This window comes from Rhizobium subbaraonis, from assembly GCF_900220975.1.
GTDB lineage: Bacteria > Pseudomonadota > Alphaproteobacteria > Rhizobiales > Rhizobiaceae > Mycoplana > Mycoplana subbaraonis.
In genome coordinates this window covers 45735-65248 of sequence record NZ_OBQD01000010.1, presented here as the reverse complement: position 1 = coordinate 65248, position 19514 = coordinate 45735, and the positions used below count along the sequence as shown (strand labels likewise).

The 19514-nt window shown below is 64.3% G+C and carries 24 protein-coding genes; 8 read left to right on the top strand and 16 right to left on the bottom strand.

Annotation, left to right across the window (positions count from 1 at the left end):
* Positions 1–49: 49 nt before the first annotated feature.
* The 5 genes from CRO48_RS16415 to purC all read right to left on the bottom strand — a co-directional run bounded on the left by CRO48_RS16415 (position 50) and on the right by purC (position 2512).
* Positions 50–451, bottom strand: a complete 402-nt coding sequence (locus CRO48_RS16415; RefSeq protein ID WP_097140946.1) for a hypothetical protein — start codon at positions 449–451, stop codon at positions 50–52.
* 48 nt (positions 452–499) lie between these two features.
* Positions 500–1174 carry a phosphoribosylformylglycinamidine synthase subunit PurQ gene (gene purQ / locus CRO48_RS16410; RefSeq protein ID WP_097140945.1) on the bottom strand — a complete coding sequence of 225 codons (675 nt, stop codon included), beginning with the start codon at positions 1172–1174 and terminating at the stop codon, positions 500–502.
* Complete coding sequence (locus CRO48_RS16405) at positions 1171–1419, bottom strand: hypothetical protein (RefSeq protein WP_097140944.1); 249 nt, start codon at positions 1417–1419, stop codon at positions 1171–1173. The genes purQ and CRO48_RS16405 overlap by 4 nt, the downstream gene beginning before the upstream one ends.
* A 19-nt stretch (positions 1420–1438) precedes the next feature.
* A complete protein-coding gene (gene purS / locus CRO48_RS16400) occupies positions 1439–1681 on the bottom strand; it encodes a phosphoribosylformylglycinamidine synthase subunit PurS (protein ID WP_097140943.1) in 243 nt (80 codons plus the stop codon).
* A gap of 66 nt (positions 1682–1747) precedes the next feature.
* Positions 1748–2512 carry a phosphoribosylaminoimidazolesuccinocarboxamide synthase gene (gene purC / locus CRO48_RS16395; RefSeq protein WP_097140942.1) on the bottom strand — a complete coding sequence of 255 codons (765 nt, stop codon included), beginning with the start codon at positions 2510–2512 and terminating at the stop codon, positions 1748–1750.
* 231 nt (positions 2513–2743) lie between these two features.
* Between purC and CRO48_RS16390 the strand changes: the two genes are divergently transcribed.
* On the top strand, positions 2744–3058 hold the full coding sequence (locus tag CRO48_RS16390) for a DUF1476 domain-containing protein (RefSeq protein ID WP_097140941.1): 315 nt from the start codon (positions 2744–2746) through the stop codon (positions 3056–3058).
* A gap of 91 nt (positions 3059–3149) precedes the next feature.
* Here CRO48_RS16390 and purB read toward each other — a convergent pair whose 3' ends face one another.
* From purB to CRO48_RS16360, 6 genes are all read right to left on the bottom strand, one after another.
* On the bottom strand, positions 3150–4457 hold the full coding sequence (gene purB / locus CRO48_RS16385; protein ID WP_097140940.1) for an adenylosuccinate lyase: 1308 nt from the start codon (positions 4455–4457) through the stop codon (positions 3150–3152).
* 61 nt (positions 4458–4518) lie between these two features.
* Positions 4519–4932 (bottom strand): hypothetical protein, encoded by a 414-nt coding sequence (locus CRO48_RS16380; RefSeq protein WP_245423550.1) that lies wholly within the window; start codon positions 4930–4932, stop codon positions 4519–4521.
* Positions 4933–5054: 122 nt separating this feature from the next.
* A complete protein-coding gene (locus CRO48_RS16375; RefSeq protein ID WP_097140938.1) occupies positions 5055–5765 on the bottom strand; it encodes a DUF2259 domain-containing protein in 711 nt (236 codons plus the stop codon).
* 14 nt (positions 5766–5779) lie between these two features.
* The gene (gene rpe, locus CRO48_RS16370; protein ID WP_097140937.1) at positions 5780–6457 is read right to left on the bottom strand and encodes a ribulose-phosphate 3-epimerase; all 678 of its coding nucleotides are present in this window, start codon (positions 6455–6457) and stop codon (positions 5780–5782) included.
* Between the two features lie 94 nt (positions 6458–6551).
* Positions 6552–7559 carry a P1 family peptidase gene (locus CRO48_RS16365; RefSeq protein ID WP_097140936.1) on the bottom strand — a complete coding sequence of 336 codons (1008 nt, stop codon included), beginning with the start codon at positions 7557–7559 and terminating at the stop codon, positions 6552–6554.
* Between the two features lies 1 nt (position 7560).
* Positions 7561–8637, bottom strand: a complete 1077-nt coding sequence (locus CRO48_RS16360; RefSeq protein ID WP_097140935.1) for an ABC transporter substrate-binding protein — start codon at positions 8635–8637, stop codon at positions 7561–7563.
* 186 nt (positions 8638–8823) lie between these two features.
* Here CRO48_RS16360 and CRO48_RS16355 point away from each other — a divergent pair, with 186 nt between their 5' ends.
* The 7 genes from CRO48_RS16355 to CRO48_RS16325 all read left to right on the top strand — a co-directional run bounded on the left by CRO48_RS16355 (position 8824) and on the right by CRO48_RS16325 (position 14638).
* Positions 8824–9318 carry a flavin reductase gene (locus CRO48_RS16355; protein ID WP_097140934.1) on the top strand — a complete coding sequence of 165 codons (495 nt, stop codon included), beginning with the start codon at positions 8824–8826 and terminating at the stop codon, positions 9316–9318.
* Positions 9319–9342: 24 nt separating this feature from the next.
* Positions 9343–10272 (top strand): AAA family ATPase, encoded by a 930-nt coding sequence (locus CRO48_RS16350; protein WP_097140933.1) that lies wholly within the window; start codon positions 9343–9345, stop codon positions 10270–10272.
* 2 nt (positions 10273–10274) lie between these two features.
* On the top strand, positions 10275–11525 hold the full coding sequence (locus CRO48_RS16345) for a vWA domain-containing protein (protein ID WP_097140932.1): 1251 nt from the start codon (positions 10275–10277) through the stop codon (positions 11523–11525).
* Between the two features lie 11 nt (positions 11526–11536).
* Positions 11537–11866: an XdhC family protein gene (locus tag CRO48_RS16340; RefSeq protein ID WP_097141109.1), complete on the top strand. Its 330-nt coding sequence runs from the start codon at positions 11537–11539 to the stop codon at positions 11864–11866.
* Complete coding sequence (locus CRO48_RS16335) at positions 11866–12567, top strand: XdhC family protein (protein WP_097140931.1); 702 nt, start codon at positions 11866–11868, stop codon at positions 12565–12567. Before CRO48_RS16340 ends, CRO48_RS16335 begins: the two co-directional genes overlap by 1 nt.
* Positions 12564–14195 carry an NTP transferase domain-containing protein gene (locus CRO48_RS16330; RefSeq protein WP_097140930.1) on the top strand — a complete coding sequence of 544 codons (1632 nt, stop codon included), beginning with the start codon at positions 12564–12566 and terminating at the stop codon, positions 14193–14195. Before CRO48_RS16335 ends, CRO48_RS16330 begins: the two co-directional genes overlap by 4 nt.
* 110 nt (positions 14196–14305) lie before the next feature.
* The gene (locus CRO48_RS16325) at positions 14306–14638 is read left to right on the top strand and encodes a TfoX/Sxy family protein (RefSeq protein ID WP_097140929.1); all 333 of its coding nucleotides are present in this window, start codon (positions 14306–14308) and stop codon (positions 14636–14638) included.
* 24 nt (positions 14639–14662) lie between these two features.
* Here CRO48_RS16325 and CRO48_RS16320 read toward each other — a convergent pair whose 3' ends face one another.
* The 5 genes from CRO48_RS16320 to bcp form a co-directional block, all read right to left on the bottom strand.
* Entirely contained in the window at positions 14663–15091 is a 429-nt protein-coding gene (locus CRO48_RS16320; protein WP_097140928.1) for an NUDIX domain-containing protein, read from the bottom strand.
* 8 nt (positions 15092–15099) lie between these two features.
* Positions 15100–16620 (bottom strand): DEAD/DEAH box helicase, encoded by a 1521-nt coding sequence (locus CRO48_RS16315; protein WP_097140927.1) that lies wholly within the window; start codon positions 16618–16620, stop codon positions 15100–15102.
* Between the two features lie 178 nt (positions 16621–16798).
* Positions 16799–18106 (bottom strand): M23 family metallopeptidase, encoded by a 1308-nt coding sequence (locus CRO48_RS16310; protein WP_097141108.1) that lies wholly within the window; start codon positions 18104–18106, stop codon positions 16799–16801.
* Positions 18107–18196: 90 nt separating this feature from the next.
* The gene (locus tag CRO48_RS16305) at positions 18197–19015 is read right to left on the bottom strand and encodes a ferritin-like domain-containing protein (RefSeq protein ID WP_097140926.1); all 819 of its coding nucleotides are present in this window, start codon (positions 19013–19015) and stop codon (positions 18197–18199) included.
* A 31-nt stretch (positions 19016–19046) separates the two neighbouring features.
* Positions 19047–19514, bottom strand: a complete 468-nt coding sequence (bcp, locus tag CRO48_RS16300; RefSeq protein WP_097140925.1) for a thioredoxin-dependent thiol peroxidase — start codon at positions 19512–19514, stop codon at positions 19047–19049.

The following is a 19514-nucleotide window of genomic DNA, read 5'->3' as shown; positions in this document are numbered from 1 at the left end:
CCGGCACGGCGATTTTTTCTTGAGATTATATGAACTTGTGGAAAGCGTGTCAGCTGCAGCCGGTTGCGCCAGCGGCCCAGCGCTTGACGTCGCTGGCAATGCGGGCCGACACCGGCTCGTCCATCAGCGGGCCGAAGGCACTGAGCCGTGCCGGGTTTCCTTCCGCCTGGACGACAAGGAGGGGGCGCGATTCCGGCGAGCGCCGCGGGACCACCAGGATGCGCGGCTTACCCGAGAAGGAGTTCAGCTCGGGGGCGAGGCGATAGGTCTTGAAGGCTGCGTCGCCCGATTTGAACCAGCAACCGTTGGCCCCCAGGGCGATGCGTTCCATCGTCGGCAAGGCTGCGGTATTTGCCTTCGGTGCCGGTGGCGTCGACTGGCAGGCGGTGAGGGATGCAGCGGCTGCGAGCGCAGCCGCGCAGACAGCCTTTGAGAGGGCATGAGGGCGCATGAAGGGCCTTTCAGACGGGAACACGCGCCCCTGAATAGAGGCTTATGGTTAAGCGGCGATTACGTCGAGCGCGGAAGCGAAAAGGCCGCGTCCGTCCGAGCCGCCATGGGCCGCCTCGATGAGGTTTTCCGGGTGCGGCATCATGCCGAGCACGTTGCCCCGCTCGTTGATCACACCGGCGACGTCGTTCAGCGAGCCGTTCGGGTTCGTGCCCTCGGCGTAGCGGAACACCACCTGGCCGTTTCCTTCGATCCTCTCTGCCGTCTCCGCATCGGCGAAGAAGTTCCCGTCGTGGTGGGCGACGGGGCAACGCAGGATCTGGCCCTTCTCATAGGCGCGGGTGAAATCCGTCTCGGCGTTGGTCACTTCCAGCCGGATTTCCTTGCAGACGAATTTCAGCGAGGCATTGCGCATCAGCGCGCCCGGCAGCATTCCCGCTTCGAGGAGGATCTGGAACCCGTTGCAGACGCCCAGCACCTTCACGCCGGCTTCGGCCTTGGACTTGATCGCCTGCATCACCGGCATGCGCGCGGCGATCGCGCCGCAGCGCAGGTAGTCGCCGTAGGAGAAGCCGCCGGGGATCACGATCAGGTCGACGCCGGCTGGAATCTCGGTCTCCGTCTGCCAGACGGTGACGGGCGCCTTGCCGCCGATCTTGGTGAGGGCCGCGATCATGTCACGGTCACGGTTGAGGCCTGGGAGCTGGACGACGGCTGATTTCATGGGTGTGGCTCAAACTTTGCCTGGGCCTCTCCAAGCTCGCGCAATTCGAGGCGGTTTTCGATACGGTCTTCGATATGAGCTACCGAGCCGCGAAGGTTGTTCACGTCGCCCTGCAGCGTGTGTATCTGGTTTCGAAGCGAGAGATTGTCCTGGCGCAGGTCGCGTTGGCCATCCTTCAGCGTACCGATGTCCGTCTGAATGCGTTTCAGCATTTCGTAGATGAGGGTGCCGTCGATCTCAGCCATTCGCGCGCTCTTTCAACCATCAGGCGAGGGCGATAGTATAATTCTCGATTACCGTGTTGGCCAGAAGCTTCTCGCACATGTCCTTCAGCTCGGCTTCCGCCTTTGCCTTGTCGGCGGTCTGCAGCTCGAGGTCGAAGACCTTGCCTTGGCGGACGTGGCCTACGCCGTCGAAACCGAGGCTGCCGAGCGCGCCTTCGATCGCCTTGCCCTGCGGGTCGAGAACGCCGTTCTTCAGCGTCACCGTTACGCGTGCCTTGATCATGTGTTCCTCTTCAGTCGCTTTCCTATATGGCCACACAGGCCCGGCGGTAAAAGTTCCGCCCTTGATTTACTTGACCAGAACCGGGCCGGTTCCGCGGATCGGCTCGTTCTCGTTGATGATGCCGAGACGGCGCGCCACTTCCTGGTAGGCTTCCAGCAGTCCGCCCATATCGCGGCGGAAGCGGTCCTTGTCCATCTTCTCCTGAGTGTTGACGTCCCACAGGCGGCAGCTGTCCGGCGAGATCTCATCGGCGATGATGATCCGCATCATGTCGCCCTCGTAGAGGCGGCCGCACTCGATCTTGAAATCGACGAGCTGGATGCCGACGCCGAGGAAGAGGCCGGAGAGGAAGTCGTTGACGCGGATGGCAAGCGCCATGATGTCGTCGAGTTCCTGGGGGCTTGCCCAGCCGAAGGCGGTGATGTGCTCTTCTGAAACAAGCGGATCCTCAAGGTTGTCGGCCTTGAAATAGAACTCGATGATCGAGCGCGGCAGCACCGTGCCTTCCTCGATGCCGAGGCGCTTGGAAAGGGAGCCTGCGGCGACGTTGCGCACGACAACTTCCAGAGGAATGATCTCGACTTCCTTGATCAGCTGCTCGCGCATGTTGAGGCGGCGGATGAAATGGGTCGGGATGCCCATCTTGTTCAGATGGGTGAAGAGATATTCGGAAATGCGATTGTTGAGCACGCCCTTCCCGTCGATGACGTCATGCTTCTTCTTGTTGAAGGCGGTGGCATCGTCCTTGAAGAACTGGATCAGCGTGCCCGGCTCAGGACCCTCATAGAGAATCTTGGCCTTGCCTTCGTAGATACGGCGGCGACGGTTCATGGATTTTTCTCTGTAGTTGGCGCCCTTGGGTAGCGCAAATATCAATTCTTCCCGGGTCCATAAACGAATTGTACCAGTTTAACAATCGGTCCGTCGATCGATCCCCTTATTTCCGGGCCTTCACGCAATCGGCATCGTGCGCCTGAAAACTACACATTGCACTTTCGACAGGCTTTGATTTATGGATCGTAGTCCCAACCGGAACAGATCCAAATATACGGGAGTCGAGACATGACCGCCATGCAAGATCGCGAAAAGGCCTTCGAAGCGAAATTCGCCAAGGACGAGGAGCTTCGCTTCAGGGCCGAGGCGCGGCGCAACAAGCTTCTGGGTCTCTGGGCCGCTCAGCTTCTCGGCAAGAGCGATGCCGAGGCCTATGCGAAGGAAGTCGTGGCGGCCGATTTCGAGGAAGCCGGCCACGAGGACGTCGTGCGCAAGGTCAAGGCCGATTTCGATGCGGCCGGTATCGCCAAGAGCGAGGACGATATCCGTCTGCAGATGGTCGAGCTTCTCGGCGTCGCCATCGACCAGCTCCAGAAAGACTGACGGTCGACCTTACTTCCTTCGAGACGCCAAAAAGAAAGGGCGCGGCCTTGGCTGCGCCCTTTCTCATTCTCGGGATTGCGGATCCTGCAGATCAGGCCTCGCCGAAGACGCGCTTGAAGATCGTGTCCACATGCTTGGTGTGGTAGCCGAGGTCGAACTTTTCGCGGATCTGTTCTTCGGAGAGGGCGGCCCGCACCTCCTGATCGGCCAGCAGCTCTTCAAGGAAGTCCTTGCCCTCTTCCCACACCTTCATTGCGTTGCGCTGGACGAGGCGGTAGCTGTCTTCACGGGATACGCCGGCCTGGGTGAGGGCGAGAAGCACGCGCTGCGAGTGAACAAGTCCGCGGAACTTATTGAGATTCTTCTCCATATTCTCCGGGTAGACCACGAGCTTCTCGATGACGCCGGCCAGCCGGTGCAACGCGAAGTCGAGGGTCACGGTCGTGTCGGGGCCGATCGCGCGCTCAACGCTCGAATGGCTGATGTCGCGCTCGTGCCAGAGGGCGACGTTTTCCATTGCCGGAACGACGGACATGCGCACGAGGCGGGCGAGCCCGGTGAGGTTCTCGGTCAGCACCGGGTTGCGCTTGTGCGGCATGGCGGACGAGCCCTTCTGGCCGGGCGAGAAGTATTCCTCGGCTTCCAGAACCTCGGTGCGCTGCATGTGGCGGATCTCGATGGCGACGTTCTCGATCGACGACGCGATGACGCCGAGAATTGCGAAGAACATCGCGTGGCGGTCGCGCGGGATGACCTGCGTGGAGACGGGCTCGGGCACGAGGCCGAGGGCGGCGCAGACGTGCTCCTCGACGCGCGGGTCGATGTTGGCGAAGGTGCCGACGGCGCCGGAAATCGCACCCGTTGCGATTTCAGCACGGGCCGCGACGAGGCGGGCGCGGTTGCGGTCCATCTCGGCATAGAAGCGGGCGAGCGTCAGGCCCATCGTGGTCGGCTCGGCGTGGATCCCGTGGCTGCGGCCGATGCGAACCGTGTCCTTGTGCTCGAAGGCGCGAGCCTTGAGCGCGGCGAGAACACGGTCGAGACCTGCAAGCAGGATATCGCAGGCGCGCACGAGTTGGATATTCAAGGTGGTGTCGAGCACGTCGGACGACGTCATTCCCTGGTGGACGAAGCGGGCGTCCGGACCGACGATCTCCGCCAGGTGGGTCAGGAAGGCGATGACGTCGTGCTTGGTGACGGCCTCGATCTCGTCGATACGGGCCACGTCGAAGACGGCCTTCCCGCCCTTGTCCCAGATCGTCTTTGCCGCTTCCTTCGGGATGACGCCGAGTTCGGCCAGCGCATCGCAGGCATGCGCCTCGATCTCGAACCAGATGCGGAACTTGGTTTCGGGCGACCAGATGGCGACCATTTCCGGACGGGAATAGCGGGGGATCATAGGCTTTCTGCTTTCGTTGGAAGGGGCGTTGGCGCCCCTCTACCAAGAATGGCCGAAAAGCTCAACGCATCGCTTTGGCCAGCCACAGGCTCGCGCCGCCAAGAATGGGCAGACCGACCGGCAGATAAAGCCGCATGCCGAGCACGGCGAACTGGTAGGAGGCGGACACGGTCGTGCCAAAGAGCTGCTTCAAGCCAATCTTCGACAGGACCGGCTCGTGCCATTCCGCATAGAAGACCCGGTAGTCCATCGCAAAGAGCAGCGCAGTCACGCCGATCGTGCCGAGAGCCAGCAGCACGAAGCAGGCGGCAAATCGGGTTTCCAATGCGGCGCCTCTTGCGAACAGACCTGCCATGAGCACGATAAGCGGCCAGGCCAGTGCTCCGCCCAGAAAGAAAAGCGTCACCAGTTCCGTCAGATGGAGCGTCTCGAAGCCGTTGCGAAAGTAAAGCGAGATCGACGCCGACAATGCCATGAGGCCGCCCCATGCGAGTGCGCCCGCGAATAGGCGGGCGATGCGGGAGGGAAGCGACACCGAAAGTCGGTCACCGCGGCCGGCATTCCGGAGGCGGATATGCCGGGGCTGCGCGTCCATGGTCAGGGCTTTAGCGGGACGGCGAGCCAGCGCCCGTCCATCCCCTCGAAACCCAGCCGCAGCACCATCACAAGCGCCATATGGATCGTCTGCGGCGCGCCGTCGTAGGTGACGACGCCGGCAATGCGGTAGCCGGTCGGGCAGCCGCGGCTCTGGGGCGTGCGGTTTTCCGAGTAGGCGGATTGATTGGAGGGCTTTCCGGCTTTCTCGGTGAACTCGAGCCGGAAACCGACGCTTTTCTCGACCAGGCCGCTGCAGATTTCCGGCACCGGCGCAGGCGTTTCGGTGAGCTTGATCGTGTATGGCTGGCCAACACGCGGCTCTGCGGGAAAGGCATAATATCGAAGCGTGTCGCCGGCCGGGCCGACCTCGCTATAGGGATTGAGCGCCACGAGCTGGCCGGGATGCTCGTTCAGACTGTAATGGGCAACCGCCGGGCTCGCTTTTGCCGCGGCTTCGGCGCGGACCCGGCGCAGGCTCGAGTCGTTTTCCGGCGCCTGCACGCGGATCGGAGAACCCGGCAGGTATTCGTCCTTGGCGGTGTCGATGAAGTAGATATTGGAGTAGGCGGAGCCGGAACCATCCTGGATTCCGAACTCCTCGTAGGCGAAAATTCCGCCGTCCGCGGAAAACCCGATCGGCCGAACCTGCGCGAAATCGCCTGCCACGGCAGCCGCGGGCGCCAGCATCGTGCAGGCGGCAAAGGCGGCCAATACTCCGGTTTTCCTCAATCGCGAGCCCTTTCCGCATTTGCGCGCAGAGTGTCGATTGTTTTTCGATAGGCGTCAACATGGCCGCCACCGAAGATCGCCGAGCCTGCGACGAAGACATTGGCGCCGGCAGCGGCGGGACGTGCGATCGTGTCCACGGTGATGCCGCCGTCCACCTGAAGCTCGATTGGGCGGTCGCCGATCATCTTGCGCACCCGGGCAATCTTCTCTTCCATCGCCGGGATGAACTTCTGCCCCCCGAAACCGGGGTTGACGGTCATGATGAGGATGAGGTCGAGCTTGTCCATGAGGTAGTCCAGCACCGCCTCGGGCGTGGCCGGATTGAGCGAGACGCCCGCCTTCTTGCCGAGGGCCCTGATCGCCTGAATGGACCGGTCGAGGTGGGGACCGGCCTCGGCATGGACGGTGATGCTGTCGCAGCCCGCCTTGGCGAAGGCTTCGAGATAGGGATCGGCGGGCGCAATCATCAGGTGGCAGTCGAAGAAGGCGTCCGTATGCGGGCGCAGCGCCTTGATGACATCCGGCCCGAAGGAGATGTTCGGAACGAAATGTCCATCCATGATGTCAAGGTGGATCCAGTCGGCGCCGGCAGCGACGACGTCGCGCACTTCCTGGCCCAGCTTGGCATAGTCGGCGGCGAGGATGGAGGGGGCGATCCGGATGGGCGGCGTCATGTTCTGCTCCAGGCGTCAAGTCATGATTGGTCTGGCGTGCCCATAGCACCGGCGGCAGCGGCGGACAACGCCGGATCGCCGCTCGCGTCAACGTTCAGCGTATCGCCTCCTGCCATGTCGGTACCAGATCGCCGGCAGACGGCGTTGCCGCATGGACGCCGCGGGCGATCGCGCGCGCCATCGTCGAGGCGGCGGCGGCGCACAGCGGAACGAAATCCTCCAGCGTCATGGCCTTGCCGCTACGACCAGTGGCGATCGCGAAGACGAGGTCGCCGTCGAGCGGGGTGTGCGCCGGCCAGAGGGCGCGCGCAAAGCCGTCATGGGCGGAGACGGCCAGCCGCTTCGCCTCGGCCTTGGTGAGGACGGCGTCGGTAGCGATCACGGCGATGGTGGTGTTCTGCAGGCCGGAGGCCGGGGCGTTCATCTTCGTCCTGATCTGCCGGGCATCGTCCGAAAGTGCTGCCGGGAGGCCGAGACCGCCGAATTCGCCATTTTCCTCGATCGGTGCCGCCCAGAAGTGCCGGCTGCTCCCGACCGTTGCCGAGCCGAGCGCGTTGACGGCGACGAGGGCGCCGACGCTGACGCCATTTTCGAGAACGGTCGATGCCGAACCGAGGCCGCCTTTGAAGGTGGCGGTCGTGGCGCCTGCGCCTGCGCCCGCCGTTCCGATCGCAAAATCGGCCGCAGCAGCAAACGTGGCCGCGTGACCGAGTTCCCGATAGGGCGGATAGCGTCCCCAGTCCTTGTCGCCGCCGTTCGTCAGGTCGAAGAGGATGGCTGCCGGAACGATCGGGATCCGGAAGGCGCCGACTTCGAAGCCGCGTCCCTGTTCACGCAGGGCCGCCTGAACGCCCGAGGCGGCGTCGAGCCCGAAGGCGGAACCGCCGGAAAGGCAGATCGCGTCGATCGTCTGCACGGTGTTGTGGACGTCGAGCAGGTCCGTCTCGCGCGTTCCCGGTGCTCCGCCCAGCACCTGGACGGCGGCGACGGCGGGCTCTTCGCAGACGATCACCGTGACGCCGGATTTCAATTTCTCGTCCGTCGCGTTGCCGACAGTAAGGCCCTGTACGTCGGTGATCAGATTGCGCGGACCGGGTCTCATCTCAATTGCTCTCCGTGACCGGCACAAAATGGCTGCCCGTCCATTCCATCAGCCGATAGGGGTTCGTGCGCAGTTCATGGTCGGCGCCGAAGCCGATCGTGCCGAGTACGGTGGGGAAGGTCTCGCTGGAAAGCGTTTCGATCAACGGCACGCCTGCTTTTTCGGACGCTGCGGTGGCTTCCGTGAGCAGCGTGACGGCCGCATGCGCGGGCAGGACGTAGCCTTCCGCGGCGATGTCGTCCGCCTTCATCTCGTCTGCAAGGGCTGCGCTTGCCTTCGTGGCGCCGTCGAGCGGCAGGACGATCGCCTGCGCACCCTCCGGCAGGGGTACGGGCCCGTCGGCCGCCATCATCGTTTCGCCGCCGAGGAAGGTGAGGGGCAGTTCCTCGGCGCGCGCATCGCGCTGGATGACCGCCATGTCGCCCCGGTCGCCGCCGACGAAGATCCGCGTGGCGCCGGCCTTGGCCAGTCGGCGCACCAGGCCAATCTGCTGCTCCTGGGCGGGACGATAGGTATCGACGAAGACCGGCTTCATGCCGTTCTCCTCAAGCTTGATGCGAACCGCCTCGACCAGTTCGCGGGCGTGGATCGTGCCGTCGTCGATCAGGGCGAAGGGTTCGGCCGCCCAATGCGCAACGATGATGTCCGTTGCCGCTTCTGCCTCCATGCCCGGTGCGGGAGCCAGGCGGAACAGCGGCCAGCCCTTTTTCAGGGCGTCCTCCATCAGCACGCCCGAGCGCGCCGACAGCGTGAGCGCTGCGACGCCGGCGTCTGCCAGCGCGGGCAGGGTAGCCTGCAGGTCCTCGTTGCAAAGGAAGCCGATCGCCGCCGTCGCCCCGGAGGCGCGAATGGCTGACGCGATGCTCTCGTCGCCTCCCTCGGTGCAGGCCTCGCCGATCTCCACCAGTTCGGCGCCGCCTGCCCGTGCCGCGAAGCGCGCGCCCGCCCGCACCTGGTCGCCGAGGATTGCGAGCGGTCCCTGGTCGGGTGCGACGACGGCAATCTTCGGCGCCGCGGCGTCGGTCTCGCCGGCGAACAAAACGACTGCGGTAGCGAGGGCTAGAAGGCGGCGTGGCATGAAGGGGTCCGGGCGATCTGGCTGCAACTACTGAAGGAATGAAGCGCCCCGGGCCGCAAGGGCGCGCGAGGGGCACGACGCAATCCGATGCCGTGCAGGCAAAAAGGCATTGGAAAACGCCATCTTCGGGCTTACATATTTTTTTATTCTTTCCATGTATCCCCTTTTGTAACAAGGGAGTTTGTTGTGTTGGACCGACTGATGCTGGATCCGCCGCTCTACCGCGATGCCATGAGCCGCTATGCGGGGCACGTCCAGATCGTCACCACTGCATTCGAGGGTGAAAGGCGCGGCGTGACCATTACCGCCGCCTGCTCGGTATCCGACAATCCGGCGATGGTGCTTGCCTGCCTGAACGTTTCCAATCCGCGCAATGAGATCTTCCGGCGCAGCGGGCATTTCGCTCTCAACGCGCTTGCCGCCGATCAGGTGGCGCTTGCCAACATCTTTTCCGGTCGCGATCCCACCATTCCCGGCGACCGGTTCACCGAGGGGCAGTGGGGCGAACTTGTCACCGGCTCGCCGATCCTAAACGATGCGTTGGCGTCGTTCGATTGCCGCCTGACCGAGGTGAAGGTTATGGCGACCCACATGATCCTGTTCGGCGAGGTTCTCGGCATCGCGTACGGGCCACAAAAACCGGCCCTGATCTATATGGACCGCGACTACCGCTCGCTGTAACTTTGCCTCCAAAGTGGAGGAAGCATGACAGCCCGCCAGAAGGGGAGCATTCCCCGATCGATCGAAGAGACACAGGAAATGCTCGCCGCCGGCAACTACCTTGCCGGGCGGTCGCTTGCGACCGTTCTGTTCCTGTCGCTGAAGATGCAGCGACCGCTGTTCCTCGAAGGAGAGGCCGGCGTCGGCAAAACGGAAATCGCCAAGGTTCTCGCAAAGGCGCTGGACCGGCCGCTGATCCGGCTGCAGTGCTATGAGGGGCTGGATATCGCTTCGGCGGTCTACGAGTGGAACTATCCCGCGCAGATGCTGGAAATCCGGCTTGCCGAGGCTGCGGGCACCACCGACCGGGAACGCATCGAGGCGGACATCTTCTCAGACCGTTACCTCATCCGCCGTCCTGTCCTGCAGGCGCTATCATCGCCGGACGGGCGCGCGCCGGTGTTCCTGATCGACGAACTCGACCGCACCGACGAGGCGTTCGAGGCTTTCTTGCTGGAGGTGCTTTCCGATTTCCAGGTGACGGTGCCGGAGCTTGGGACGATCCGGGCGGCGGAGCCGCCGATCGTCATCATCACGACGAACCGCACGCGAGAGGTGCACGACGCGCTGAAGCGGCGGTGTCTCTACCATTGGGTCGACTATCCGCTGGCGGAGCAGGAACTGGAGATCATCCGGCGCAAGGTGCCGGGCTGCAACGAGGCCCTGTCGCGCCAGATCGTCGCCTATGTCCAGAAGTTGCGCACTTTCGATCTGTTCAAGAATCCCGGTGTGGCCGAAACGATCGACTGGGCGACGGCGTTGACGGAGCTGGATCGCTCCGCACTCGACCCGGAGACGATTTCCGACACGCTCGGCACGCTTCTGAAGTATCAGGACGACATAGCCCGGATCGAGGGCGGCGAAGGGCGCAAGCTCCTGGACGAGGTCAGGTCCGAACTTCGCGCGACGGGCTGACCATGGACACGGGCGCCTCAGACGGGCTGGTCGTTCCGCCCATGCGTCCTGGCGACGGCAGGCTGGCCGACAACATCGTCCATTTCGCCCGTGCATTGCGCAAGGCCGGGCTGCGCATCGGCCCGGCGGGTGTCGCCGACGCCATCGCTGCAGTCCAGGCGATCGGTATCGGCGATCGCGACGATTTCTATACCGCGCTTCATTGCACGCTGGTCTCGCGGCACGAGGACCAGGCGATCTTCGACGAGGCGTTCCGGCTGTTCTGGCGATCGCGCGACCTGGTGCAGAAGATGATCGCGATGATGTCTCCGGCTGTGCGGCGCGACGCGGAGACGGAAAAGAGGAAGGCGGGGGCCTCGCGCATCGCCGACGCTTTGCTCGCCGGCCAGCGGGAGAGGGAACGGCCGCGGGGCGAGCCTGACGTCGAGGTCGACGCCCGCTTTACGGCATCCGGCAGCGAGCTTCTGCGGAAGACGGACTTTGCTCAGATGACGGCGGCCGAGCTGGGCGAGGCCAAACGTGCGATCGCAAATCTCAGCCTGCCGCTGGATGCGGTGCGCACGCGCCGATATCGCCCGAGCACGGGGCAGGCCATGGTCGATCCCCGCGCGACGATGCGACGGGCGATGCGCACCGGTGGAGCCCTGATCCTGCCGCGCTACCGCGAACCGAAGCTGGTGCATCCGCCACTGGTCGTGCTCGCCGACATTTCTGGCTCCATGAGCCAGTACACCCGCATCTTCCTGCACTTCCTGCATGCGATTGCGGAAAGGCGGCGGCGCGTGCATGCCTTCCTCTTCGGCACGCGCCTGACCAATGTTTCCCGGCAGATGCGCAATCGCGATCCCGACGAGGCCGTGGAGGACTGCACGCGCGCGGTCGAAGACTGGTCGGGGGGAACGCGCATCGGCGAGACGCTGAAGGACTTCAACCGCTTGTGGTCGCGGCGCGTGCTGGGACAGGGGGCGATGGTGCTTCTCATCACCGACGGTCTTGAACGCGAGGGGATCGAGACGCTTGAGGCGGAGATCGACAGGCTACACCGCTCCTGCCGGCGGCTGATCTGGCTCAATCCACTGCTGCGCTTCGAAGGCTTCGAGGCACGGGCGCGGGGCGTGCGCGCCATGCTGCCGCATGTTGACGAACTGCGGGCGGTACACAATCTTGAATCGATGGCAGAGCTGGTGGCGGCTTTGTCCGGCGATGGCGGCGTGAACGCCGATCCGCGCCGCTATCTTGCCGCGATGGGATGACGGAGTTCGCAATGGGCGACGGGGTCGAAACGCTTGATCCGCTGATGGTGGCGGAGAGATGGATGGACGAGGGGCGCAACGTCGCGATCGCGACCGTCATGGAGACCTGGGGCTCGGCGCCGCGCCCGACGGGCAGCCATCTGGTGATCGACGGCGAGGGGAATTTCCACGGCTCGGTGTCGGGTGGCTGCGTCGAAGGCGCCGTCATAACCGAGGCGCTCGACGTCATCGGCGGCGGCGAGCCGAAGATGCTGGAATTCGGAGTTGCCGACGAGACGGCGTGGCGGGTCGGGCTTTCCTGCGGTGGGCGAATCCGCGTCTATGTGGAGCGGCTCGGCTGATGGATCCGCTTCTCCTGCGCAAGCTCAACGCCGAACGCCGTGCCCGCCGCGCGGTGATCCACTTGACCGAACTGGAGGGCGGGCGCGACCGGATCGTGCGCGAGGGCGATACGGTCGCTGGTACGCTGGGCTCGGCGATCGAAGCGGCGTTTCGGTCGGGCAAGTCAGGCACCTTTGAGGCTGAAGGTCAAAATTTCTTCCTCAACGTCCATCTGCCGCCCGCCCGCATCGTCGTCATCGGTGCCGTGCACATCAGCCAGGCGCTGGCAGTCGTGGCAAAAGTCTCCGGCTATGACCTGTCCGTCATCGATCCACGTACGGCGTTTGCCACCGAGGAGCGCTTCGCCGGCGTCGATCTTGTCGCGGACTGGCCCGAGGACGTGCTGAAGGTTCGCCCGCTCGATCGCTATACGGCGCTGGTGGCGGTTACGCATGATCCGAAGATCGACGATTTGCCCTTGCTTCAGGCGCTTAAGAGCGGCTGCTTCTACGTCGGCGCGCTGGGTAGCCGGAAGACGCATGCCAAGCGAGTGGAGCGGCTGCTTGCCGCGGGCGCGCCGCAACAGCTGCTGGACCGTATAAGCGCGCCGATTGGGCTCGATATCGGCGCGGTCAGTCCCGCCGAAATCGCCGTGGCGATCATGGCGGACATCATCCAGGCGTTCCGCAGGCGCGACCTGCGGACGGAGGCGAAGCCATGATCTTCGGCGACATGCCTGCAGGGTCCGCCGCGGGCGCAATTCTGGCGCACGGCATACGGGCAGATGCCGTCTCTCTGTCCAAAGGGCATCGCCTTTCCGAGGACGACTGTCGGCGTCTGGTGCAGGCCGGCGTCCAGACCGTCATCGCGGTGCGGCTGGAGCCGGGCGATCTCGATGAGGACGCGGCGGCGCGGCGCCTCGCCGAAGCCATCGGAAGGGATCATATGCGGCTGAGTGCTGCTTCGACGGGTCGTGTCAATCTTCATGCCGCAGCAGACGGGCTGTTCCTGGCCGATCGCACGGTGATCGACCGCTTCAACCGGATCGATCCCGCCATCACGCTGGCGACCCTGCCCGATCATGCCTCCGTGCGGCCCGGCGACATGGTGGCGACGATAAAGATCATTCCGCTGGCGGTGCCGCAGGAGATCGTGGAGCGCGCCGCAGCCACTCTGACCGGTACCGACGCGTTGCTCGTCCGTCCCTTTCGTCCACATCGCGTCGGGCTGGTGGCGACCGTCCTGCCGAACCTGAAGCCATCCGTGATGGACAAGACGCGGCTGCTGCTGGAAAGCCGCCTTTCGCCTTCCGGTAGCCGGCTAAGCAATGAGGTTCGGGTTCCACACGAAGCGGGCGCGCTTGCCGATGCGCTGGTCAAAGCGGCGCTGGCCGACGAACTCGTTATTGTCTTCGGCGCCTCGGCGGTATCGGATCGCGACGACGTCATTCCCGCCGCGATCCAGCGGGCCGGCGGGCGCGTCGAGCATGTCGGCATGCCGGTCGATCCCGGCAACCTGCTGGTGCTCGGATATATCGGTGCCACGCCGGTGATCGGGGCGCCGGGCTGCGCGCGCAGCCCGAAGGAGAACGGCTTCGACTGGGTGCTGGCACGCATCCTGGCCGGGGAGAAGCCTGACCGGAGCGTGCTGACGGGGATGGGCGTCGGCGGCCTCCTTGCCGAAATTCCCTCAAGGCCCCGGCCGCGCGACGCCAGGGAAGGGAGCCGACAGGGCGGAGCGCAGGCCGACCGGGTCGCAATTCTCGTCCTTGCCGCGGGGCAGGCGAGGCGGATGGGTTCGTCGGGCAAGCACAAGCTGCTTGCGGAATTCGATGGCAGGCCGCTCGTGCGCAGATCGGTCGATGCAGCCCTTGCGGCCGGCGCGGAGCGCGTGGTCGTCGTGACCGGTCATCGCGCGCAGGAGGTGGAGGCAGCCATTTCCGGCCTGCCGGTCAGGATCGTGCGCAACGCGCTCCACGAAGACGGAATGTCGACTTCACTCAATGCCGGGATGGCGGCCGTGGAGACGGAGTGTGGCGCCGTTCTGGTGCATCTGGCCGACATGCCGCGGGTCTCGTCCGAGGACCTGCGTCTGTTGCTGGCGGCCTTCCGTAAAGCCGGCGGGAACGTCATCGTCCGGGCTGTCTCGGACGGCAAGCGTGGCAATCCGGTGATCCTGCCGCACTCCACATTTGCAGCGGTCCGAAAGCTTTCCGGCGATGTCGGCGCGCGCCAGATCATCGAGACGTCCGGCGTCCCCGTCATCGACGTCGAGATCGGTCCGGCGGCGCATTTCGATGTGGATACGCCCGAAGCGGTGGCGGGGGCCGGCGGCGTGTTGCGTGACTGAGCGGAAGACACATGCTTTGATCTGGATTTGTTCAAAGCCTTGCCCTTTGGAGCGATTGGGCGAGGGCGCGGTCCCGCCGCGCAGCGAAGGAACGGGCGGAGGTGCTGGGCATGGACAATGATGCGATCGAGGAGATGTTCCAGTCGCTGGGGCCGGTCACGATCAAGCGCATGTTCGGCGGCAAGGGCATCTATGCCGGCGACCTGATCGTCGCCCTCGAGGTCGATGGCGAAGTGCTGCTGAAGGCCGACGAGGTGACGATCCCCGAATTCGAGCTCTCCGGCAGCCGCCAGTGGGTCTATTCGGGCAAGAAGACGGGCGCGCCGCTGAGGATGCCTTATTGGAGCATCCCGGAGGATGCCTTCGACGATCCGGACCTTATGGCGGAATGGGTGAAGCTGGCGCTGGAAGCGGCAATCCGTGCGAATTCGTCCAAGCGCTGACCAATCCGCGGGTGAGTGGCCCTATTATGCCAGTTCGCGTCGGGACGATCCGAGGGCCGTAATCGCCTTCGCTGCGAAGGCCGACAAAGGTTCCGGCAGCGCATTCGGCGAGAACCACCCGAATTCAGGAAGCTTGTCGGGTTCCGTCACTTGCGGCTCCCCGGTTATGTCGTCGGTCATATAGATCAACGACACCCAGTGCTGGCCGTCCGGTTCGGTCATAAGCTCGGCATGGCAGAGGAACTGGATGCGCCCGATGGCGAGACCGGTCTCCTCCGCCGCTTCGCGGCGGGCGGCGGTGGAGGAATGCTCCATGTGGTCTATCTTCCCGCCGACGATGCTCCAGTGGCCCTGCTCGGGTGGGCGCGCGCGTCTGTACAGCAAGACCTTGCCGTCGCGCACGATCGCAAGCCCGCAGCCGACGCCGGGCACGTCAATTCCGGGCACGGGCATGGATCGGGTCAGGCCTTGCCGGCGATCAGCATGAAGGCGGGGATGTCGTCGCCGAAGCCGACCGGCGTCGGGCCGTCGTCCTCGTCGCGGCGATAACGGTTACGGCGGTCGCGATTGTCGTCGTTTGCAGGACGCTGGTTGCGTACCGGCTGGCTCGGCCTGTTTTCGTTCCGGCGTTCTGCTTTCACGGCATCGCTCCCTTTGTCCGCCACAATGGCTTCCTTGCCATTTTCGTCGCGACGGTTGTCGCTTTTATGACTGTTTGTGCGTTCGCGATCACCGCGTTCGCGTTCGGCGCCCCGCTCACCACGTTCGCTCCGGTCACGCTCGCCACGCTCACGGCCGCGGCCCCTGCGTGGCTTCTCGCGCTCGTCGCTCTCCATGGGGGCGGGAAGGTTCGAAAGGTCGCCGTCCAGCCATTCGACCTTTTGCTCGATCAGCTTCTCGATGGCCTCGGAGAACTTGGTGTCGCGCTTGGTTACCAGCGTGAAGGCGGCGCCCGAGCGGCCGGCGCGGCCGGTGCGGCCGATGCGGTGGACGTAGTCCTCGGCGTGGATCGGCACGTCGAAATTGAAGACGTGGCTGACCGCGGGGATGTCGAGGCCGCGGGCGGCAACGTCCGAGGCGACGAGCAGCTTGATGTTGCCGTCCTTGAAATTGGCCAGCATCGCCATGCGCGAGCGCTGGTCCATGTCACCATGCAGCGCGCCGACCGAGAAGCCGTGGCGGTCAAGCGACCGGAAGAGATCTGCCACGTCCTTCTTGCGGTTGCAGAAGATGATGGCGTTCGTCAGGTCTTCCTGGGCGCGAATCAGATCGCGCAGCTTGGAGCGCTTCTCATAGTCCTTGGCATGGGACGCGACGAAGCGCTGGGTGACGGTCTTGGCCGTGGAGGACGGACGGGCGACTTCGATACGCTCCGGATTCTGCAGGAACCGGTCGGCCAGCTTCTGGATTTCCGGCGGCATCGTCGCCGAGAAGAACAGCGTCTGCCGCGTGAAGGGGATCAGCTTGGCGATGCGCTCGATATCGGGAATGAAGCCCATGTCGAGCATGCGGTCGGCCTCGTCGATGACGAGGACCTCGACACCGGTCATCAGCAGTTTGCCGCGCTCGCAATGATCGAGCAGGCGGCCGGGGGTGCAGATCAGCACGTCGGCGCCACGCTCGAGCTTGCGATCCTGCTCGTCGAACGAAACGCCACCGATCAGGAGCGCGACGTTGAGCTTGTGGTTCTTGCCGTACTTGTCGAAATTCTCTGCCACCTGGGCGGCCAGTTCGCGGGTCGGCTCGAGGATCAGCGTGCGTGGCATGCGAGCGCGGGCACGACCCTTTTCCAGCAGCGTCAGCATCGGCAATACGAAGGATGCGGTCTTGCCCGTACCCGTCTGTGCGATGCCGAGAATATCGCGGCGCTGCAGGGCAGGCGGGATCGCGCCGGCCTGGATCGGGGTGGGGATCGTATAGCCCGCGTCGGTGACTGCGGAAAGTACCTTTTGGCTCAAGCCAAGATCAGAAAAAGTGGTCAAAGGGAAATCTGTTTCCGTTCCGGTTCTGGCGAACGCTTGGGGTTTCAGCTTTTGTCGTGGCCGCTGGATGCAGCGCACATATGCTGAAAGCGCCGGAAAGTCAAGGAAACGCGCGGTTATTGAAGATTTGCAAGTAAAGCGGGTGCGAATTGCGCTCGCCGCATCCCGTCCTGTTCCGTCAATTCATGTAATCCGAGAGCTTCATGCCGGCAGACAGGAAGCGGCCCGGGTCGGTTGCGCGGCCGTTCCGGCGAACCTCGTAGTGAAGGTGCGGACCGGTCGAGCGGCCGGTCGTGCCGGACAGTCCGATGGCATCGCCGGTATCGACCGTCTCGCCCGCCTTGACGAGCGTGCGGGACAGATGTGCGTAGCGCGTCACGATGCCGTTTCCGTGGTCGATCTCGACGAGAATGCCGTAGCCACCGCTGCGCCCGGCCGTCAGCACCGTTCCCGCGCCCGTGGCGCGGACTTCGCTGCCCGTCGGCAGGCGGAAGTCGATGCCGGCATGCAGTGCCAGGCGACCGAGGAAGGGATCGGTGCGATTGCCGAAGCGGCTGGTGATCTGGCTGCCGGGCGAGGGGTTGGCGAAGGGCAGCCTGCGGGCTGTTTCGCGCATCTGGTCGAGCCGGTTGAGAGCCGTGTCGAGGCCGCCGAGCGTTTGTTCGAAACTGTCGGTCGCCACCGGCTCGACGAACGGGCCGCCGATAGCGTCGGCGGTTTCTGCGGCAGTATCGGCGACCTCGATGCCGGTCCGGTTCAGGATCGATTCGATCGCGTCCGCAGTCTGTTCGGCGCCGGCCGTCAGCGCCTGTATGCGCGACAATTGCTGACGTTCGATATCCTTCAGCGAAAGTGTCACTTTGGAAAACATCCGGTCGGTGTGGTCGGCGACCGATTCGCCTGTGCCGGCAGAGGGTGCTGCGTAGGCAAGTGCTGCGAGGGAAGCCTGCTTGGCCCCGCCGTCGGCGCGTCCGAGCAGCCGGTCGATGGCCATCTGTCCTGCCGACGCCTGGCGACCGTAAGCCGGCGCCGCCTGCCCATCGGGCGCGGGGTCGGCTTCCAGGGGCGCGTCGGAGAGGCCGGCGTTGCCGGCGCGGTTCAAAAGCGTATCGAGCTTGCCGTTGCGCTCGCTCAGCGCCAGTTGCTGCCGGAAGAGCTTTTCGACCTTTTCCTCGACGACCTGCTGGTCGAGAAGTTGCCGGCTCGTGACCCGGTCGACCTGGGCTCGCAGCGAGGAAATGCGGTCCTCGTAGTCGTGCTGCATCCGCGCCTGCCGCGCCATCGTCGCGCCGATCAGCCCGTCACGAAGGACCAGGTAGGAGGTCGCTGCGAGGTAGCCGACGGTAAACATGGCGGCGACGGAGAAGGCGATGGCCGTCATCCAGGGGCGGACGGTCATGTGGCGAACGCGATCGCCGCTCGCCAGGATGATAAGGTGTTGCTTTTCACGTTTGCCGAAAACGCGATTTTCCGGACGATCCGTCAACACAACCCCCCGACAACCTATGAGTCTGTCCCACACTTGCCGGAAATTACACACTGTTAAGGTTAACAAAGGCTTGACGCCGGCGCGACGCTAGCTCTGGCTGACGGAGACGAGGCTGCGGTAGAAAGACGGCGTCAGCCCGGCTTCGGCGCGCGCCACGTCGTTGAAGGGAGCCTTGAGCGAGCCGCGGAAGTTCGCCCGCACCAGATCCCTGAACGTGGCGGAGGGGTCCTTCCTCTCCCTCGCGCAGAGGAAGCGGAACCATTTGGCGCCGACAGCGACGTGCCCCTTCTCGTCGTTGTAGATGATGTCGAGGATGTCGGCGCTTTCGATGTCGCCTGTCTCCCGCATCTTTTCCTGCAGCACCGGCGTCACATCCAGTCCGCGCGCCTCGAGGATCAGCGGAACGACGGCCAGCCGCGCAGTGAGATCGTTGCGTGTGCTGTGGGCCGCCTGCCAGAGGCCGTCATGGGCGGGCAGGTCGCCGTAATCGGCACCCAGCGTGCGCAGGCGGTCGCGGATCAGCCGGAAGTGCTTGGCCTCATCGAAGGCAACCTGCATCCAGCCGTCGAAGAAGGAATGCGGGACGCCTTCGGTGGTGAACCGGGCGACGATGTCGAGCGCCAGATCGATTGCGTTGAGTTCGATGTGCGCCAGCGCATGCAGCAGCGCGATCCGCCCGCTGAGCGTGTGAAGCGAGCGCTTCTTCATGTTTTTCGGCGGTACCAGCTCCGGCTTGTCCGGGCGGCCGGGGCGCTCGGGCAGGGCCGGGTCGAGCGGCGAGCGGACGGAAAGCGTGCGTGCAAACCACCGCCGCGCGGTCTCCTGCGCAAGTTCGGTCTTGATGTCGAGATCGGCGGAAAGGATAGCCTGCGTGGCGCCTCCACGCAGGCTTTCGATCTTTGGCATCTCTTTTATTTCAATTGCATGCGGCATTGTTTTAAAGTTCTTTGACCGCTTCCAGAACTGCCTCGGCGTGGCCGTCGACCTTAACCTTCGGCCAGATCCGGGCAATGCGGCCATCCTTGTCGATGAGGAAGGTGGTGCGCTCCACGCCCATGTAGCTGCGACCGTACATGCTCTTTTCCTTCCAGACGCCGTAGGCTTCGAGCACCTGATGGGACTCGTCCGAAAGAAGCCTGACCTTCAGGTCGTGCTTGACCTTGAAGCGGTCATGTTTCTTGACCGGATCGGGCGAGATGCCGAGAACTGCTGCACCCGAGGCTTCGAACTGGTCCAAAAGTGCCGAGAAGGCGACGTTCTCGACAGTGCAGCCCTGCGTATCGTCCTTTGGGTAAAAGAACAGGACGACCGGCTTTCCCCGCAGACCGGCGAGTTCCACCTGGCCGCCACCATCAGCCGGTAGCGTGAAATCGGGCGCCTGCTTGCCTTCCGACAATTCTGCCAT

What these genes read in the sequence shown, in the direction of transcription:
- purS (WP_097140943.1), bottom strand. Translation starts at nt 1,681, where the DNA reads ATGATCAAGGCACGCGTAACGGTGACGCTGAAGAACGGCGTTCTCGAC.
- CRO48_RS16365 (WP_097140936.1), bottom strand. Translation starts at nt 7,559, where the DNA reads ATGAGACCCGGTCCGCGCAATCTGATCACCGACGTACAGGGCCTTACT.
- CRO48_RS16325 (WP_097140929.1), top strand. Translation starts at nt 14,306, where the DNA reads ATGGACAATGATGCGATCGAGGAGATGTTCCAGTCGCTGGGGCCGGTC.
- purC (WP_097140942.1), bottom strand. Translation starts at nt 2,512, where the DNA reads ATGAACCGTCGCCGCCGTATCTACGAAGGCAAGGCCAAGATTCTCTAT.
- CRO48_RS16335 (WP_097140931.1), top strand. Translation starts at nt 11,866, where the DNA reads ATGGATCCGCTTCTCCTGCGCAAGCTCAACGCCGAACGCCGTGCCCGC.
- CRO48_RS16380 (WP_245423550.1), bottom strand. Translation starts at nt 4,932, where the DNA reads ATGGCATTGTCGGCGTCGATCTCGCTTTACTTTCGCAACGGCTTCGAG.
- CRO48_RS16390 (WP_097140941.1), top strand. Translation starts at nt 2,744, where the DNA reads ATGACCGCCATGCAAGATCGCGAAAAGGCCTTCGAAGCGAAATTCGCC.
- CRO48_RS16330 (WP_097140930.1), top strand. Translation starts at nt 12,564, where the DNA reads ATGATCTTCGGCGACATGCCTGCAGGGTCCGCCGCGGGCGCAATTCTG.
- CRO48_RS16350 (WP_097140933.1), top strand. Translation starts at nt 9,343, where the DNA reads ATGACAGCCCGCCAGAAGGGGAGCATTCCCCGATCGATCGAAGAGACA.
- rpe (WP_097140937.1), bottom strand. Translation starts at nt 6,457, where the DNA reads ATGACGCCGCCCATCCGGATCGCCCCCTCCATCCTCGCCGCCGACTAT.
- CRO48_RS16415 (WP_097140946.1), bottom strand. Translation starts at nt 451, where the DNA reads ATGCGCCCTCATGCCCTCTCAAAGGCTGTCTGCGCGGCTGCGCTCGCA.
- CRO48_RS16305 (WP_097140926.1), bottom strand. Translation starts at nt 19,015, where the DNA reads ATGCCAAAGATCGAAAGCCTGCGTGGAGGCGCCACGCAGGCTATCCTT.
- CRO48_RS16405 (WP_097140944.1), bottom strand. Translation starts at nt 1,419, where the DNA reads ATGGCTGAGATCGACGGCACCCTCATCTACGAAATGCTGAAACGCATT.
- bcp (WP_097140925.1), bottom strand. Translation starts at nt 19,514, where the DNA reads ATGGCAGAATTGTCGGAAGGCAAGCAGGCGCCCGATTTCACGCTACCG.
- CRO48_RS16345 (WP_097140932.1), top strand. Translation starts at nt 10,275, where the DNA reads ATGGACACGGGCGCCTCAGACGGGCTGGTCGTTCCGCCCATGCGTCCT.
- purB (WP_097140940.1), bottom strand. Translation starts at nt 4,457, where the DNA reads ATGATCCCCCGCTATTCCCGTCCGGAAATGGTCGCCATCTGGTCGCCC.
- CRO48_RS16320 (WP_097140928.1), bottom strand. Translation starts at nt 15,091, where the DNA reads ATGCCCGTGCCCGGAATTGACGTGCCCGGCGTCGGCTGCGGGCTTGCG.
- purQ (WP_097140945.1), bottom strand. Translation starts at nt 1,174, where the DNA reads ATGAAATCAGCCGTCGTCCAGCTCCCAGGCCTCAACCGTGACCGTGAC.
- CRO48_RS16340 (WP_097141109.1), top strand. Translation starts at nt 11,537, where the DNA reads ATGGGCGACGGGGTCGAAACGCTTGATCCGCTGATGGTGGCGGAGAGA.
- CRO48_RS16360 (WP_097140935.1), bottom strand. Translation starts at nt 8,637, where the DNA reads ATGCCACGCCGCCTTCTAGCCCTCGCTACCGCAGTCGTTTTGTTCGCC.